Origin of the sequence: Akkermansia sp. RCC_12PD (genome assembly GCF_036417355.1) — a bacterium.
GTDB lineage: Bacteria > Verrucomicrobiota > Verrucomicrobiia > Verrucomicrobiales > Akkermansiaceae > Akkermansia.
The window spans coordinates 91,532-109,851 of record NZ_CP143889.1; the positions used below are offsets into that span (position 1 = coordinate 91,532).

The 18,320-nt window shown below is 58.1% G+C and carries 10 protein-coding genes; 3 read left to right on the forward strand and 7 right to left on the reverse strand.

The genetic code is table 11. The features are described from left to right. Nucleotides 1-267 precede the first annotated feature (267 nt). Nucleotides 268-762, forward strand: a complete 495-nt coding sequence (locus V3C20_RS00345; protein WP_130083461.1) for a GNAT family N-acetyltransferase — start codon at nt 268-270, stop codon at nt 760-762. Between the two features lie 436 nt (nt 763-1,198). On the opposite strand, the gene V3C20_RS00350 is transcribed toward V3C20_RS00345, so the two are convergent. The 4 genes from V3C20_RS00350 to V3C20_RS00365 all read right to left on the reverse strand — a co-directional run bounded on the left by V3C20_RS00350 (nt 1,199) and on the right by V3C20_RS00365 (nt 6,569). Then, a complete protein-coding gene (locus V3C20_RS00350; protein ID WP_130083460.1) occupies nt 1,199-3,094 on the reverse strand; it encodes an amidohydrolase in 1,896 nt (631 codons plus the stop codon). Then, nucleotides 3,084-3,680 carry an antibiotic biosynthesis monooxygenase gene (locus V3C20_RS00355; RefSeq protein ID WP_161981332.1) on the reverse strand — a complete coding sequence of 199 codons (597 nt, stop codon included), beginning with the start codon at nt 3,678-3,680 and terminating at the stop codon, nt 3,084-3,086. The genes V3C20_RS00350 and V3C20_RS00355 overlap by 11 nt, the downstream gene beginning before the upstream one ends. Nucleotides 3,681-3,770: 90 nt before the next feature. After that, on the reverse strand, nt 3,771-4,445 hold the full coding sequence (locus tag V3C20_RS00360; protein ID WP_202975647.1) for a hydrolase: 675 nt from the start codon (nt 4,443-4,445) through the stop codon (nt 3,771-3,773). 315 nt (nt 4,446-4,760) lie between these two features. Continuing rightward, nucleotides 4,761-6,569, reverse strand: coding sequence for a beta-N-acetylhexosaminidase (locus V3C20_RS00365; RefSeq protein WP_238623794.1), 1,809 nt, complete (start codon nt 6,567-6,569; stop codon nt 4,761-4,763). Here V3C20_RS00365 and V3C20_RS00370 point away from each other — a divergent pair. Continuing rightward, nucleotides 6,568-7,947: a replication-associated recombination protein A gene (locus tag V3C20_RS00370; protein WP_161981333.1), complete on the forward strand. Its 1,380-nt coding sequence runs from the start codon at nt 6,568-6,570 to the stop codon at nt 7,945-7,947. The two genes, V3C20_RS00365 and V3C20_RS00370, sit on opposite strands and share 2 nt — an antisense overlap. On the opposite strand, the gene V3C20_RS00375 is transcribed toward V3C20_RS00370, so the two are convergent. From V3C20_RS00375 to V3C20_RS00385, 3 genes are all read right to left on the reverse strand, one after another. Further along, nucleotides 7,942-10,509 (reverse strand): glycoside hydrolase family 2 TIM barrel-domain containing protein, encoded by a 2,568-nt coding sequence (locus V3C20_RS00375; protein WP_130083457.1) that lies wholly within the window; start codon nt 10,507-10,509, stop codon nt 7,942-7,944. The two genes, V3C20_RS00370 and V3C20_RS00375, sit on opposite strands and share 6 nt — an antisense overlap. A gap of 339 nt (nt 10,510-10,848) precedes the next feature. Beyond that, the gene (locus V3C20_RS00380) at nt 10,849-14,718 is read right to left on the reverse strand and encodes a glycoside hydrolase family 2 TIM barrel-domain containing protein (RefSeq protein WP_130083456.1); all 3,870 of its coding nucleotides are present in this window, start codon (nt 14,716-14,718) and stop codon (nt 10,849-10,851) included. A 27-nt stretch (nt 14,719-14,745) separates the two neighbouring features. After that, a complete protein-coding gene (locus V3C20_RS00385) occupies nt 14,746-16,881 on the reverse strand; it encodes a glycoside hydrolase family 2 TIM barrel-domain containing protein (RefSeq protein ID WP_130083455.1) in 2,136 nt (711 codons plus the stop codon). A gap of 320 nt (nt 16,882-17,201) precedes the next feature. On the opposite strand from V3C20_RS00385, the gene V3C20_RS00390 reads away from it, so the two are divergent. After that, entirely contained in the window at nt 17,202-18,293 is a 1,092-nt protein-coding gene (locus tag V3C20_RS00390; protein ID WP_330935400.1) for a site-specific integrase, read from the forward strand. Nucleotides 18,294-18,320: the final 27 nt, after the last annotated feature.

Genomic DNA, 18,320 nt, shown 5'->3' on the forward strand with positions numbered 1-18,320 from the left:
CTGTTCCCCGTTTTCGGCGGCGAAATGCCACGTCAAAATCCTGCTTGTCAATGATTCCAGGTGGATTTTTTTTCGCTCCCTTTGCGGAAAAATATTATTCTCCATCCACAGGCTGGACAAGTGGAACGGATGGAGAAAATATAACTTCCCATTGTCTGAAACGGGTGAATTCTGTATCATGATTATCCAATTCGCTTTTGGCGGAAAAGGCGTATAACCGATCATGGCTATACTAGGACAGTTATAATTGCAGGAGGTGATTTTCTTATGGAGACGAACATTCATTACGTATTTGGAAAAGAAGACTTATTAGATTGTGTTAAACCCTTGTGGCAAGAACTCAATAAGCTACATCTTGATCAATCACCCTGCTTCAAGGACTTTTATGCTAGCAATACTTTTGAAACAAGAAAAGCGGCTCTGCTCTCAACTGCCCGGAAAGGTCAGTTATCTATAATCCTGGCCTGTGACGCGGCTACTGTTGTGGGTTATTGCATTGCGAGCATCGTTGGTAACACTGGCGAAATTGATTCAATTTTTGTCTCCAGCGGCTATCGAAAAATGGGGATAGCCGGTCATCTCATGGACAAGGCATTGAGCTGGCTTAAGGAGCGCAAACCTAAAAACATGGTTGTCAAAGTAAGTGCAGGTAACGAAAAAGTTTTTGGATTCTATGCCAGGTATGGATTTTATCCCTGCTTGACGGAGCTACAGATGCTTCCTGATTCATATAATAACCCACGGCGGAAAAGGCGTGCATAAACAGCAACCTGAAACAGGGCGGCAGGACAGATGTTACCATCCCGCCTCCCTGGTTTAGTATTCCATGTCCAGCGCCCTGCGGGGTTGCTGTTGCCGCTTGTCCCTGCGGCAAGATACTGTAAGCGCTCTTCAAACTCCGCTCCGTCTTCCCGCATATGCGTTCAGCCGCCGCGTCCGGTGTTGGTGCCGGCATGGGATCAGCCCCTTTTCCTTATCCGGTTGGCGGTGGTATACTGCTTCTTAGAAAACTTCCCCTGCGCGTCCTTTCCCGCCCCGTCTGTCTGTGCCTCCTGTGGAGTGGACTGCCTGTTTTATTCGGGATGTCCCCGTTCCCTTACGGTACGCCCCCTACCTGTATTTCCCTCTTTCCCGCAAAAAGGAAACGCCCCGTCCCTTTGCAGGAGACGGAGCGCCGGAGCTTCGCATAAGTTTACCGTCAGAACGCGAAGCATCCACACCCGGAGCCCCAGAAATCGGAATATTTGGGACGGGAGGCATTGGCCATCCCCTCCATCAGCATGAAAGCGGAATGCATGCAGCCATGTTCATGGCAATGGCAGGAATGCTTGTGCTCCTGCTGGAAGGGTACGCCGGCCCTGGCCGCCTTTTTCGGATCCAGGGGCGCTCCGTAACCGCCAAATACCGCAATCGGCGACCACTCCGGCAGCACCGGAATGGGTTCCGGATCCAGATCCTTGAACGGACCCGTGGCATAAACGATCCTGCCGTCCATGATGGTCAGCACGGACTCGATCTTCTTGATATCTTCCTCCGGAACGGTGAAATAATCCTCGCTTAGAACGACCATGTCCGCAAGCTGCCCGGGGGCGATAGCTCCCTTCTTGCCCGTTTCCGAGGAAAACCAGGTACTGCCCTGAGTGTACAGGCGCAGGGCCTCCTCGCGAGAAAGGCAATCTTCCTCACGGTACATGCGCGCTCCGCCCACGGTCTTCCCGGTGGTCAGCCAGTACAGGGACACCCAGGGATTGTAGCTGGCCACGCGGGTGGCATCAGTGCCGGCTCCCACGGGAATGCCCATTTCCAGCATCTTCCGGACGGGAGGCGTATGTTCCGCCGCTTCCTTGCCATAACGGTCCATGAAATATTCCCCCTGGTAGGCCATGCGGCATTGCACGGCAATGCCCCCGCCCAGTGCCTTCACGCGTTCCAGGTTCTTTTCGTCGATGGTCTCGCAGTGGTCGAAGAACCAGTTCAGCCCTTCAAAGGGAATCTCCCGGTTCACCTCCTCATACACGTCCAGAAAGCGGGAAATGCTCTCATTATAGGTGGCATGGAGGCGGAACGGCCATTTATTGGCGGCCAGCAGGCTGACTACGCCCTTCAGTTCGGACTCCATATCTGCGGGAAGGTCCGGCCTGGGTTCCAGAAAGTCTTCAAAATCCGCGGCGGAAAAAACGAGCATTTCGCCCGCGCCGTTGCAGCGGTAATAATCGTCCCCCTCCCCGGGTTCCGTCATCTTGATCCACTTGGCAAAATCCTCCTTCTCTTCCTTCGGCCTCTGGGTGAACAAATTGTAGGCAATGCGCACAGTCATTTCCCCGCGCTTGTGCAATTCTTCAATCACCTCGTAATCCTCAGGATAATTCTGGTAGCCGCCTCCGGCGTCAATGATGCTGGTCAATCCCAGACGGTTGAGTTCCCTCATGAAATGGCGGGTGGAATTGATCTGGTGCTCCACGGGCAGCTTGGGTCCCTTGGCCAGCGTGGCGTAAAGAATGGTGGCATTCGGCCGGGCAATCAGCAGGCCCGTCGGGTTGCCGTCGCTGTCGTGCTGGATTTCTCCGGCGGGAGGGTTGGGCGTATCCTTCGTGTACCCGCAGGCCCGCAGGGCGGCCTTGTTGAGCATGGCGCGGCAGTACAGGTGCAGGACGAACACGGGCGTATCCGGAGCCACTTCATTGATCTCCTCCAGCGTGGGCATGCGGCGTTCGGCAAACTGGAACTCGCTCCAGCCGCCTACCACGCGCACCCATTGGCCGGGAGGGGTTCTTCTGGCCTGTTCCTTGAGCATGCGGAGGGCGTCCGCCAGGGAGGGAACGCCGTCCCAGCGCAGTTCCATGTTGTAATTAAGGCCGCCGCGGATGACGTGGAGGTGGGAATCGTTCAGGCCGGGAATGACCGTTCTCTTTCCGGCGTCTATGGTCTGGGTATCCGGTCCCTTGTATTTGGCGATGTCTTCGTCGGAACCGACAGCCAGAATTTTTCCATCCTTCACGGCAACGGCCTCGGCCATGGTGCCGCGTTCATCCAGCGTCGCTATTTTGCCGTTTGAGATCATCAAATCGGCGTAAACCTTGTCATTATTTTTCATTGTTTTCATTATGGTTAGGGATTGTTTCCGCAGCCGCTTCCCCCTGCCTGCTGAAAAGCCAGGAAGAAAGCATGCGGCTGATCAGAGGCATGAATACCCAGGTCAGCAGAGCCACCACGCAGGCATTGAACAGGAAAAAGGAAAGCCATGCGGGCAGTCCGTGAATCAGGTCTCCCACAGTAATATTCAAAAGAAAAATGACGAGGCAAACCCCCAGATAGGTAGCCACCGCCGTCTTGTAGCGCGGAGGCGTCTTCATGGGGCTGCCCGGCTGGTTCAGCCACGCGTCCAGCCCATTCATCTCCTGCATGTCGGGTTCGCCTTCCGTGTGGGCTCCCAGCAGCTTCATCCAGCGTTCATACTCAGGAGAGGAAACCAGGGCCTTTCTGGCGGCGGCATTGGCAAAACGGTCCACTACCACATATTCCCCGTTCCCGTCGTTCGGCCTCAAAACGCTGATGCCCACATGGCCGGGACAGGTCAGTACAAAATTGACAAAATCCCTCATGGCATGCTCAAACTGGGCTTCATGGCCCGGCAAAATGTGCCGGCGCACGACTACAGTCACTTCATCGGAAGGGTTCATGGCCTCCATGCAGTCTTGGTGTTTCCGGGGCTTTCCCCGCGGAAAGGCCGCAGAAACGGACTTTCCGGCAGGGGAGAACTCCTGGATCAATTAATTATCATGCTTCACCACCTGCGGGGACACCGCAGACTGGGGAGCGTGGTGAATCATCGTGTAGGCGTATTCCACGCCCACGCCGTAGGCTCCGCCCTGCTGCTTGAGCAGGTTCATCAGGGCATCGTAATGTTCCTTGTTCTTCCAGTCGCGCTGGAACTCGAGAAGTGCGGCAATAGTCGTCAGCCGGGTTCCGCCCGCCTGGGTAATACGGGAAAGGGCGGCCTTCTGGGCATCACGGGAGGTGGCGCCGCAGCAGTCTTCCACCACGTAAATGTTGTATCCGTCGCCCATCATTTCAATGGCCGGCCAGGTGACGCACACTTCTGTCCAAAGACCGGTAAGCAGGATATTCTTGCGTCCCGTCGCCTTAATGGCCTTGCGGAACTCGTCGGAATCCCAGGAATTCATGGAGGTGCGTTCAATCACGTGCTGGCCGGGGAATACGTCCAGCAGCTGCGGCCAGACATACCCGGAAAAGCTTTCCGTTTCCACGGCGGTGATGATGGTGGGCACCTGGAACAATTTGGAAGCCTTGGCCAGCAGGGTAACGTTGTTGATCAGGTCCGCCCGGTTGATGCTGGCTACGCCAAAGGTCATCTGGGGCTGATGGTCAATGAATACCACGGCAGTATCTTCCGGGGTGTAAAGCTGATGATAGTGTGACGACATGAATGACATCCTATGATTCTCCTATATCTATATTTATGGTTGTATCCGGGATTCAAACGGTCTTTTAAACTGCATCCCTTGCCAGTTGGAGAAAGGATTTGGCACATTTGTTGATTTCATGCCAGAGGGTGACGCAGGAACAAATCCGGGAAAAACAGCAACTCATGATCTGCAAGCCCTTCCGTCCGTGTCATACCACAGCGGAAAAAACGCTCAAAAACACCTCCCCGGAATCCCCGTCAAAAAGAGAATCCCGGATCATCGCGCCGCAGGAACAGCGGAGAAACCATGCCTCTGCCGCCCCCTCCGGCAGCCCTAACGGGTTTCCCCGTAATTGATGCCCCGTGCATCCAGAATCTCCACATATCTCTTCAGGCGCCTCAGGAAATCCGGATAATTCTTGTCTTCCTTCCGGCTCCATCCCGTTTCCGCATAAGCGGCTATGCGCGGGAACACACGCCGTTCCAGCTTGTCCGCATCCGGAATCCATTCCGTCCACACCTGGCATCCCAGCCCCAGGACCTGGTCATGATACCTGGGTTTTAATCCGGGGAAAACGGGCTCAAAGGAATAGGACTTGGACAAGGGCAGCTTCTGCTCATCCTTGTTGATGTAGGTCATGCGGGAAGTGGAATTGACCACCTGGTGGCCGTCCTCGATAGCCTTGGTGGCGATCTTGTCGGACCCGTACCAGAAATGGATGATCGCCTTCGCGTCCAGCCGGCCCAAAGCGGCTCCGTGCCCCCCGTCATTGTGAACATCGGAACCCAGGATTTCATTCCAGCCGATCGTCCTCACTCCTTTTTTGGCGAGCATCCCGGAAATGCGGTTTGTAAACATGATCTGGAGGTCAGGGAACGTCCTGATGCCCTTCTTCTTCATGAACGCCTCAATGTGGGGGACGCCCTCCCAGTACTTCTTGTAGCGCACTTCGTCGCCGCCAATGTGGATGATTCCCCCCGGAAAGAGGGAGGCCAGCTCCGTCATCACGTCCCCGATAAACTGGTAGGTGCGCTCGCTGGTGGGGTCAAAGGCCGCTCCGTCATTGAAGCTGACGGGAATCTCCGGCAGGGGACGCGCCGAAAGCTTCAGTTCCGGATAGGAGACGATGGCTGCGGCGGAATGGCCGGGCACGTCTATCTCGGGCACGATGGTGATATTGCGCTCCGCCGCATAACGCACAATGCGCCTGATCTGCTCCTGCGTATAAAAGCCTTCATGGGGTTTCCCGGCATACTTGCCGCTCCCCCAGGTTTCCACTTCCGTATCCTTCCTTTTGCTGCCCACGGACGTCAGCTTGGGGTACTTCCTGATCTGGATGCGCCATCCCGCATCATCGGACAAATGCCAATGCAGGATATTCATCTTCAGCAGCCCCATCTGGTCGATCAGCTTCTTAACCTCTTCCTCGCCGAAAAAATGCCGCGCCTCGTCCAGCATAAAGGCCCGCCATGAAAAGCGGGGATAATCCAGCATGGAAAACGGCTTCTCTGCCACTTTCCAGGCCACGGCGGACTTGTCCGCGCTGCTCTGGAAAAAGGCTGGCGGAAGCATCTGCGCCAGGCTCTGCCCGGCATAATAAACACCTCTGGGGGAAGCGGCGCGGATGGAAATCAGTCCGGGCTTTACTTCCAGCCTGTAGGCCTCCGGCCCGTACTGCTTCAGGGAGGCATCCTTCTCAATGCGGATGGCATTAGTTCCACCCGGCCCATCCAAAGCAAGCCCGGTTCCCTGTGCTAAAAACTGCTGGAGAAAATGGGCCTGCTTCTGGAATCCGGGGTCCTTCTCCCGGCAGACGACGCGGCTTCCGGCATCCAGAATGACGCCCCTCTCCGGCCCCGTTTCTCCATACTTCACGGAAACGGGCCGGGGAATGATCTGCTCCTGCCCCTGCGCGGCCATGCAGGCCGCGCCGGAAAGCATCAGCACGAAAAAGGGGCGGAAAAAGCGCATCATGGCGGCCATGATACACATTTTCCCCTCCATGTCTTTCTCTTTTCCTCCGTCCAGGCACAAAAACCCTTTCCGGACAGTTCTCCATGACACGCCGGCACCGGCAAACAGCAGCCGTGCCGCCATCCCTCCCTTGCCTTTCCCCTCCGGGCGGCGTACGATGGGCACCATGAAAAAAGACGACGCCCCCAGCCTGTTCGCCGCCTTTGCGGACCGTCCCCTGGCGGACCGCCTGAGGCCGGCCGCACTGGCTGAAATCGTGGGGCAGGACCATCTTCTGGGGGAAGACGGCCTCATACGGCGCATGGCGGACTCCGGCAAACTGACCAGCTTCGTCCTGTGGGGGCCGCCCGGCTGCGGAAAAACCACGCTGGCGCGCATTCTGGCCACGCGCACGTCCATGCACTTCGTGGCGCTTTCCGCCGTCTTCTCCGGCATGGCAGACCTCCGGAAAGCCTTTGACGAGGCGGCCAAACGCCGGGAATACGGGGAAGGCACCCTCCTGTTTGTGGATGAGATACACCGCTTCAACCGCGCCCAGCAGGACGGCTTCCTGCCTTATGTGGAAAACGGCACCGTCACGCTGGTGGGCGCTACCACGGAAAACCCCTCCTTTGAACTCAACAGCGCCCTGCTCTCACGCTGCAAGGTCTTCGTCATGCACGCTCTGGACGCCGCAGCTCTGGACAGCATCATTGAACGGGCGGAATCCCTCCTCCAGCGGAAGCTGCCGCTCACACCGGAAGCCCGCGCCACCCTGGTGGACCTGGCGGACGGCGACGGCCGCTACCTCATCAACCTGATGGAAAGCGTCTTTGACCTGTGCAGGCCGGACGACGTCCTGGACACGGAGGCCCTCCTGAAAATCGTCCAGCAGCGCGCCCCGGTGTACGACAAGGACAGGGAAGGCCATTACAACCTGATCAGCGCCCTGCACAAATCCCTGCGCGGTTCGGACACAGACGCGGCCCTGTACTGGGCCGCCCGCATGCTCCAGGGCGGGGAGGACCCCCTCTACCTGCTGCGCCGCCTGACCCGCTTTGCGATGGAAGACATCAGCCTGGCGGACCCCGCCGCGCTCCAGATGGCGATCGCCGCGTGGGACACGTACGAACGGCTGGGCTCTCCGGAAGGGGAGCTGGCCATTGCGGAACTGGTCATCTACCTGGGGTGCGCCCCTAAGTCCAACAGTGCCTACACTGCATGGGGAGCCGCTCAAAAAGCCGCCAGGGAACACGGCTCACTGATGCCGCCCGCGCACATCCTGAACGCCCCCACCAGGCTGATGAAGGAACTGGGATACGGAAAGGACTACGCCTACGACCACGATGCGCCGGACGCCTTTTCCGGACAGAACTACTTCCCGGACAAGATGCCCCGCCGCCAGTTCTACAAGCCGCCGGAACGGGGATTTGAACGGGAAATCAACAAGCGGCTGGCCTACTGGGACAAACTGCGCCGCCAGCGGGCGGAAGAAGATTCCGGCAGTTCCGGCACGCGGAGAGGCCGGAAAAAGCCCCCCGCTCCGGAGGAACAGGAACCATCATGAGGCATCCGCCGGCCATACGGCCGCTTCCGCAATCCCCTGCCCCGGCGACAGCCGGATGCGGACATACCTGGCTTCGGCGTCCTCCGGACACGCTGCGGTCAGCTCCGTCCCGTCCTTGTTCATAACGGTTTTAACGTCCTTCCAGGTGTTGCCGTCCCTGCTGATCTGCACCACGGGAGCCTGCCCCTTCCAGACCCCGGCGGCCTTCACCTCAATCCGGTCCAGGCGGAATTCAAACTCCATGTCCAGCCGCCACCACGGCGCCTTGTCTTCCGCGGACGGCAGCCACGAGGAAGCGCCATCTCCGTCGGACGCCTTCATCGCGTCCTGAAGGTTGGAGGAAGCGGAACAGGGCCGCAATGCCGCCAGATTCGCCTTCTCTCCGGTTCCGGACCGGCCATGCCGCGCCAGCTGGGCGTCCCTCTCCTGCGCAGTAAAACGCTTGTAGGGCCTGTCCCGCGTTTCCGCGCTCCTGCCCGCCACATACTCCGGGGCCTTCCGGGAAACGATTTGGAGGCTGTCTCCTTTCAATCCGGGGGAAGACGCCTTGATGACCGTTTTCCCGGCATAATAAGACCGGAACTCAATGGCTGCGCAGCCGTCAATGAGGTCGATATCCGTTCCGGGCGTGAACGTGATACTCTTGCCGGTGGGAAACTCTCCGGGGCCGGACTCCACCGTGAGCGTCACCGGAACGGCATTTGCTATCTGCCTCCCGGAGGCATCCGCCACCTTCACGGTGACGTGTACATCATCCGTGCCGTCAGCCGGGCTGATGGTCTTCTTGTCCGCGGACAGCTTCACCTGTGCCGGAGTTCCCTTCACGGGCCATTCCGGCGGGGGAATGCGTTTGAACTCATTCCTGTACCAGTACCAGGCGCGCTTGGGGATGCGGAAATAATCCACAATGCCCATGCGGCCGCCGGATGGCCAGATGCTGCCGTGGTCAAACCCGCACCAGACCGCCTCCCCCACGCGCCAGGGATAGCGCACTCCCGCCTCCTTGTCCTTCTTCATATCCCCCCAGCCCGGCGCGTACGCTCCCGGCCTCTTGCAGCTCACGGAACCGTATTCCGTCACCATGCTGGGCCTTCCGGGCGTCTTCACGCGTGAGCCGTCCCCGTTGAAAGCGGCCAAGTCCCCCAGTTTGTCAAAATTCCCGCGCTGGCCTCCCCCCGCGCACACGGGGCGCGTCGGGTCCAGCTCCTTCACCAGCGCGATGAGTCTGGAGCACAGTTCCCTGGACTCCTGCGCATGCTGGGTGAAAAACGGCTCATTGCTGATGCTCCAGATGACGATGGAAGGATGGTTCCGGAATTGCAGCACCATTTCCCTCACCTGGCGCATGCAGCTTTCCTCAAACGCGGCGCGGTCCTTCTCTTCCGTGGGGTAGGCGTCGCAATTCCAGTACCTGTTGTGCTCCTTGAACCCGCCCATTCCCCAGAAAATGCCTTCATTCAGCATGCACATGCCCTCCCGGTCGCAGGCGTCCAGAAAAGCCTGGGAATGGGGATAATGGGAGCCGCGGATGAAATTGAACCCGGCGTTCTTCATCAGCAGCACGTCACGGCGCGCCCCGGCGTCCGTCACGGCGTCCCCCCATCCTGCGTGGTCCTGGTGCACATTGGCTCCTTGCAGATAAACGGGCTTCCCGTTAATCAGCATGCCCCGGTCCGCCGTCAGCTCCAGGGTGCGGAAACCCAGGGGATTTTCTGTCCGGTCCAGCGTCTTTCCCTTCTCGTCCACCAGCTCCGTCGTCACCCGGTACATGTTGGGAGCTGACGGGCTCCACAACCTGGGAGCGGCCAGCGGAGGCAGGTCCGTTTGAACGCGGTCCGCCACTCCCGCGCCCAGCTTCACGGACTTCTCCCCGCGCAAAACCACACGGCCGCCCTTCTCCTCGCGCACCGTATGGCGCACGGAAAACTTCTTCATTTCCGGGGAATCATTCTTCACCTCCGTCAGGATGCGCACCTTCCCGCGGGCAGACGTTGCTTCCGGCGTCTGCACCCAGACGCCGTGGGCCGGAATATGCACGGGGGAACACACGTGCAAATGCACGTTCCGGTACAGGCCGCCGGAAAAGGTATGCTCCCCGGCCCGCGGGGCGATGCGGGGACTCCAGCGGTTGTCCACGCGCACCTCCACCCAATTCTCTCCGGGATTCAGAAAAGGCGTCAAATCCGTCCGGAACGCCGTATACCCCCCTTCATGCGTTCCCGCCGGCTTTCCGTTCACAGTCACCTCCGCCACCTGGAAGGCTGCGCCGCAATCCAGAAAAACCTTCTGCCCCACCCATTCCTCCGGCATCACAAGCTTCTTGCGGTAGGAACCGCGCCCCGTGTAAAAGGAATCGGACATGAAATAGGGCAGGCTGAACGTATGGGGCAGATGCGCCGTCCGCCAGCCGCTCTTTCCGGGTTCGTCTTCCAGCCGGAACTCCCAGCCGCGGTTCCAGACCATCCTTCTAGTGACAGGAGGGGCTTCTTCCCCATATCCCGCTCCGGCCGCCGACACGCACAATGCGGTCACTCCCAGCACGAATGCAACAGTCTTCAGCATAAAAAAGTTACTACCTTATGTTCCCTTTTCTTTCAAAGAAAAAACATTTCCGCCTCCGGGATATTCTTCAAAAAGTCAGATACGGAGGAAACGGAAAACGTTGAGAAATGAACACCGTTCTTCAACAAATCCGTAATTCGTCTTTCACGAACTTCCCTGACGACAGGAATGCCTCCTTTAACATGGCCATGAAAACGCCCTGCCGGGAAAAACGGCCGCCAGCGTTCCCTCCGGGTCCGTTCCGGAGACGGAGACATACCCAGGAACGGCAGGCCGCGCACCCTTTCCGGGATGCGCGGCAGGAAAGTGCCTTTATCCAAGATCACGCCGGCTCGTCCATCACTGGGTAATGATATTCAGTTCTGCCACCGTGGCGCTCTGTTCCCCGCTTCTGACGGGGGACTTGGCATCCAGCTTGAAGTAGCGAGCTTCCACGGGCTTCCCGAAGTCGATACGCTGTACGGCCGGATCCTTGCGGATATAATGGTAGGTGAACTGCCCCTTCTTGACTTCCTTCCAATTCTTCCCGTCGTCGGAGATGGAGAAGGCGTACTGGCTGATGAGCCCCTTGTCCTTGTCCATTCTGGGCGTGTAGATGAATCCGGTGAACTTCATCCTGGTACCCATGTCCACGGCGATGGAATGGGGGAAGCCCGGCAGGCCGTTGGTGTAGGAAGTGTGCCAGTAGGTGTCCGGCTTGCCGTCAATGGCGAAGTGGGCGAACCCGGTATCCGGCTCTTCCGAGGAAGCGCTGAGTATCTTCCATTCGGCCTGTCCCTTGATGAGGGGGAACTGCCGTTCGTCGGGAGACGTGGGGGCCGCACTGCCGGGTTTTCCGGCTGCGGCCCATGCCCTGACATTGCCCTCCGGAAGCTTGAAAGGCTTTTTGTAAACCTTTTCCGGCCCTTTATTGACGGAATACTTCATTTCCACGCCGGGCGTGGAAGAAGACAGGCTGACCATGCCGTCCCCGTCACGCTCGATTACGGGGGAATGGGGCACCAGCAGGCCGGAGCGGGCCAGATTCAGCAGGCCGGACGCGGGAGCCAGCACAAAGCCCAGGGGCGTTGCCTCGCTCAATGTCTGGTATTTCACCAGCGGGCGCGGCCCGCAGGAAGAACCGCCCAGCCCCATCTGGAAGGCATCCAGATTCACGATCACCTTGTTCTTTTCCGGCAGCTTGTCCAGGCTCTTCGCATTATTCAGTTCCCTGGGAGTATAGCGCAGAATGGAAACTTCCAGAGGCGCCCCGGGAGAGGCGGCCCCCACCCACAAAGCCGGGGCGGACTTGTCCTTGGACAGGGCTACCCAGTCCGTTTCCATGCGGTTGCCCATGTCCTGCGGGCGGGAATAGGCAAAGAACATGTCGTCCACGGAAGTCCGGAACAGGTCTTTCCAGCAGCTGGTGCGGCGGTCCCTGTAATTGTCCCACGGCCCCAGTCCCAGATATTCCACCTGGTCGTACGCCGCGGGCATGCCGAAGGTGAAGCCCAGCCTGAGCAGTTCCTCGCCCTTGGCGGAAGGATAAATTCTGGCGGAGGCATTGATGATGCCGTTGCCGAAAACGGTCCAGGTAATCCGGCCGGACAGGGAAAGTTCGGACCCCTTCGTCTTGAACTCCGCCGTCACGCGGGCCACGCCGGGGGAAATGACGGAGGCCTGGACATCGGAGCATTCCATCTTCATGTTCTGCATCTTCATCTTCCCCTCCACCTTGCTTCTGATCCAGGAATCGTTGTCCACGGGGGAGCGGTAGGCCTGGAGCGTCACCGGATAATCCGGCAGGATCAGGTCCTGCCCGCCATACCGGAGTGCGGAAAGCATGCCGTCCTTGAAAGTAGCGGTAAAGCCCTTCCCCTGCACCACCAAGGGATTCCCCTTCCTGACGGAAACGGCGGGGAGGGAAGCCGGAGCCTTGACGGCGGGAACCTTGTCCGCCGGAGCCGGGAACCATTCATAGGCTTCACATTCATCCACCACGTGTTCCAGCTGGCTGGCCGACAGCATCTTCACGTCTTCCGGCAGCTTGTACCGGGCGTCCGCCAGGACCATCAGGGAGCCGGACTTCATGGCGGCCGAAGGAAGGCTGACCGTCACGGACTTGCCGGGAGCCACTTCCGGCAGGGGCACGCGCTCCACGGCATGGCCGCTGCCGGGGGTGAGTGAGACCAGGTAAAGCGTATAGCCCTTCAGCGGCTTGTGGAAATACTTGTTGCGCACGGTCAGCTTGCCGTCCTGGCGCTCAAATGCCATGTACTGGTACACTTTCTTCACCTCCTTCGTCTTGGCCGTGGTGTTCCGGTTACCCAGAATAATGCCGTTGTCGCAGAAATTGGCCTGGTTGGGTCTGTCTCCAAACATGCCGCCGTACGCCTGGGTAACGCCCTTGAACGGCGCGGGCTTGTAAATGCCGTTTCCCACGGGATTGGCGCGGAGAGACTGGTCCACAAAGTCCCAGATGGCTCCACCCACCATGCGGGGGGAGGACTCGAAAGCCTCCATGTACTCCTTGAAATTGCCCAGGGCGTTCCCCATGGAATGGGCGTATTCGCACACAAAGAAAGGGCGGGAGGTTTTCTCTTTCCCCCAGTTTTCCACCCGGTCCACGGGCGGGTACATGGCGGAATCCATGTCCACGGCCTTGTGGCCGTGCGGGAATTCGCAGTAATGCAGGGGCCGGGTATTGTCGCAGGCCCTGATGGCCTCGGAGGCCGCTACAAAGTTGGGGCCGTTGCCGGATTCGTTGCCCAGGGACCAGAAGACGATGGAGGGATGGTTCTTGGAGCGGTGAACCATGCTCATGTTGCGCTCCACGTGCGCCTTCTTCCAGGAGGGTTTCCTGGAAATGTCCATGCCGCTGTTGCGGATGCCGTGGGCCTCGCAGTTGGCTTCATCCATCACGTACAGGCCGTAGCGGTCGCACAGGTCGTAGAAATAGGGGTGGTTGGGATAGTGGGAACAGCGCACGGTGTTGATGTTGTGCGCCTTGATGATCTGCACATCCTTCTCCATCACCTCCCGCGGAATGGCGCGGCCATAGTCCGGATGGGATTCGTGGCGGTTGACCCCCTTGAACTTGACGGCCTCTCCGTTGACCAGCACGGCGCCGTTGTCAGCAATTTCCACGGTGCGGAACCCGATGTTGACGGAACGGGAATCCTTGCCGTTCAGGGAATAGGCCACCTTGTACAGATTGGGCGTTTCCGCCGTCCACGGCTTCACGCCGGGATATTCCTTTTTCAGGGAGACCTGCACTTCCCCTCCGGCGGGAATGGCAGGCACCGTGAGCGTGCCGGAATCCAGCCTGCCCCTGTTATCCGTCTTCACGCTGCCGGAACCGCTTTTGCCTTCCCAGTTCAGATTGGTGGAAACCCCGTCGATGGAATATTCCAGCTTCATCCCGGCGGGAATGTCCTTTTTCCCGGAATTGCGGATGGTGAAGGTGCCATCCAGGATGCCCGTGGTGTAATTCTTCCTGTCCAGCCCGGCTTTCAGGAACAGGTCGCGCACGTGCGCCTGCGGCTGGGAGAACAGGGTCACGTCCCGGAAAATGCCGGAAAGGCGGAGGAAATCCTGGTCCTCCAGATAGGAGCCGTCGCTCCAGCGGTACACTTCCACGGCGATGGTGTTCCTGCCGGGCTTCACATACGGCGTCAAGTCAAACTCCCCGCCCGTATAGGAATCCTGGGAATATCCCACCTTCCGGCCGTTCAGCCAGACATAAAAGGCGGATTCCACCCCGTCAAACCGGATCATCACCTGCTCACCCTTCCAGGAGGGGGGCAGATTGAAATCCCGGCGGTAGGAACCCACGGAATTGCGCTCCTTGTATGCCGGCCAGTTCTTGGGCGGTTCTCCCGTCACTTTGGGAGGATTCGGCTTGAAGGGATAGGGAACATTTGTGTAGATGGCGGTTCCATAACCGTAAAGCTGCCAATTGGAAGGCACCTTGATCGTGTCCCAGGAGGAGACGGAATAGGTAGGCTTGTAAAAATCGGCAGGACGCTCGTCCGGTTTCATGGAAAACTTGAATTTCCAGTCTCCGTTCAAACTCATGGTTTTGTCTGCCGCCGGGAGAACGGCGGCGCGGGGCGCCTCCTTATTGATTCCCGTTACCTCTTCATTTTCCCAATCCGGGGCCTCTCCCAGCAGGGGAAGGGCCGGCCCCAGGCACAGCATGGAGAACAAAAAAGCCCGTGCAGATTTCATATGGATGCAGTCTTGCAAGCTGGATGCTTATTTATATTTTTTAATGGACGGGGCCTGATAGCGTTCAGAGCCTTTTTCCCCCTCCTTGCCGGGTTTCAGCGTCCACTTGCAGGAATCCGTATAAGTCTTGCCCCCGATCGTGGCCGTGGCCGTAATGGTATTGACGCCAGGCTTGAGGGCCACCTCGGGCCAGACGGCGCGCTTGAGTTCATCCGGCCTGGCGCTGCCCACAGCCTTGCCGTTGACGCTCAGCTTCACGGAGGAAGCATTGCTGTACACCTTTACGGGCACCGTTTTTTCCGTACGCTCCGCAAACCTGCGGGATGTGATGTAAACCGTGGGTTTGGGACTCCAGTTGGCCTTGTAGAAGAAGTAGGCGTCCTTGGGAGTCTTGCGGTCGTAAGTCACCAGCCCCTTGTCGTTGATGCCGGGATTTTCCCCCTCGAAACGCGCGGCGGACCCGAAGTCGAACATGTTCCAGACAAAAGAGCCCCATACTTCCGGGCGTTCCTTGATGCACTTGTAATTGATTTCATGCGCATGGGCCTGCCATTCCTCCGGATGCCAGAATCCCGTGGGAGATGGACGCTTGGGGGGATTTTCATGCATGCCGATGCTGGCGCCATGGCCGTACTCGCTGATGGCGATCCCCCTGGAGGCATGGTCGCGGATGAATCCGTTCAGGTTCCCTTTCATGGTTTCCGGGCCGCCTCCGTACCAGCCGGGGTAGGAGTTAAAGGCGATGTGGTCCGGAATATTGTTCAGCTTTTTGCGGCCCGGCTGGTTGGTGGCTCCCACCGTCATGCGGGTAGGATCCGTTTCTTTCACGAACTTGTTCAGTTCAATCAACTCCGCCTCCATGTCCACCCCCTTGGTGGAAGCCTCCGGCTGGTGGCCGATTTCATTGAAAATACCCCACATGCAGATGGAAGGATGGTTCCAGTGCTGGTAAATCATTTCCCTGGCCTGGAAACGGTTGTTTTCCCGGAATTCGGGAGTGTCCCGCACCAGGTTGACGTTGGAAACCTCAGACCAGACGATCAGTCCCGTCCTGTCGCACAAATTATAAATGTTTGTGGAAGCAGGATAATGCCCGGTTCTCAGGCCGTCCGCCCCCATGTCCGCAATCAGCCTGATATCCTGCTCTTCATCTTCCGGAGACAGGGCCCAGCCCTTGCCCTTTCGGTCCTGGTGGCGGCTGACGCCCTTGATCTGCATGGTTTTGCCATTCAGAACAAAACCCCGCCCCGGATCAACGGAAACGGTTCTAAGCCCCAGCGGCTGCACCATCTCATCCGTCTGTCCGTCCTCCGTCCGGATGGAAACCTTCACCTGGTACAGATACGGGTTTTTAGTGGCGTTCCACGGCACGGGATTGGAAATGGCCAGCATGACGGGGACCTCCAGGCTTTTCTTTTCCTCTGCAGAGGCCTTCACCGTCTTCCCGGCCACTTTCTTCCCCTGCTTGTTCAGAATTTCCACGGCAACGGTCACATCGCCCTTGGCTTCGGCAGAATTCAGCAGGGTTTTCACTTCCACTTCCGCCTTGGAATTGTCCAGGGATCGGGTGGTGATGAACACTCCGGGAGAAGCGTAAAAGAGGGGGTCAATGCAGACCTGGTCCGTCTCAATCAATTCGATGGGGCGGTACAGGCCGCCGAACATGGAAAAATCTCCCCGCTGGGGCGCGATATGATCCCGCTGCGTATTGTCCACCATAACGGAAACGGTATTGCTCCCCTTTTTCAGCAGGGACGTGATTTCATGGCAGAATGCGGTAAACGCCCCTTCATGCCTGCCGGCTGGCTTTCCATTGACGGATACCTCGGAAACGATGCTGGCCCCCTCTCCCCGAATGAAATACCTTTTGCCCGGCTTGGGAGCCACGGGCAGGGTGCGGGTGTAAACAGCAGGACCGCGCTTGTAAACTCCGCTGTCAACGGATTTGGCGTCTCCATTTTTCCCTTTCACGCCGTCGGCGGCATCCGACGCATTCCAGGTATGCGGCACGGTTACTTTTTCAGAAGGGCCTCCGTCAAAGCGGTAATCCCAGGAACCGGTCAGAGGATACACTTCACGCGCATCCGCCATTGCCAGGAGAGAACCCAGAGCGCAGCACAGGCCAGCGCATGATACATTGAGAGAATGAATTCTGATAACCATGGTAAGGATAATAAGTCTACTGCATACGTTCCCTGCCGTCAATATCTTTCATGATGCCGGACTGGCATTCCGCCGGGGATGTTTTTTACCGGAATAAGCGTTCCGGCGGCTTTCGGCACGGAATGAAGGAAGGACGGCGGCTTCCAACATTTTTTCCACTGCTTCTCTGGAACCTTGGATTTTCCGATCGGATCAAAGAAACCGGAAGTAACAACATAACCTTGTTGGTTACGCGTTTTCCGATAGAAAACATAATTTTTCTTTACTATAAGGAATGCCTTTTTCGTTAAACCCGTGTTTGTGACAACACGTGAACCAATATGAGAAAAACACCGAAAACGAATAAATTGCGATATGTTGGAGCCGCGCTCCTGGAGGGAGAATCCGTTACTCTGATTCAGGCAGCGAGGCTGGTACTGGAAATCAAGGAAGCCCTGGGTGACGAAATTTGCACCATCAACAGATGCCGGGAAGTCGTTTCCCTGGGGCTGAACGCCATCAAAAACAAGCACCATACGGTCAGCTTCGGGACGGCGGCGGTGGAATGCCTGCGTTCCAAAAGCCACCGCAGGCCCCGCACGCTGACGGACATCAGGAGCATCATCCAGAAGCTCAAGAAAAGCAATCCGGAACTGGAACAGACACCTCTGCGGAACATCAGCGTGGAAGACTGCCAGAGCATCCTGATGAATACCTTCACCACCTCCCGCCAGAGGCACAAGGCAAGACTGATCCTGAGCGGCATTTTTTCCTTCTCCGTCAAGCGCGGCTGGTGCGATGAAAATCCGATTCTGAGAGTGGACACGCCGTTCCTGAAGGAACAGGAGATCCCCGCCCTGACATTGAAGGAGGTGACGCTCCTGTTCAAGACATGCATGGACGAATTCAACGGAAGCTGCGTTGCCGGTGCGGCCCTGATGATTTTTGCGGGCATCCGTCCGCAGGAAGTGGAGCGCCTGCTCTGGGAAAACATCGCCATCCGGGACGGTTGCGTAATCCTGAATTCCAAACATACTAAAACAGGCGGAGCGCGCCACGTCACCATTCTGCCCGTGCTGGCCAAATGGCTCAAATTCTGCCGCGACAGGACAAAGCCGGGCCCTCTCACGCCCATTTGCCCGAAGGGATGGACGATCAAATGGCGCAAAATCCGCAGAAGAGCCGGATGGGGCAGCAGGAAGAGATCATGGATGCCGGACTGCCTGCGGCATACCTACGCCAGCTATCATGCCAAGCATTTCAAGGACTACAACCTGCTGCAAATGGAAATGGGGCACCGCTCCTCCTCCCTGCTCCGCACGCGGTACCTGAACATGAAGGGGATTTCCGTCCAGACGGCCAACCGCTTCTGGGCCCTGACCCCGGCAAAGGTGATTGAGGAAATGGAGGCCCCGGCGGAAATGTCCCAGTAACCGCCGTTCCGGCAGGTACGGAAAAAT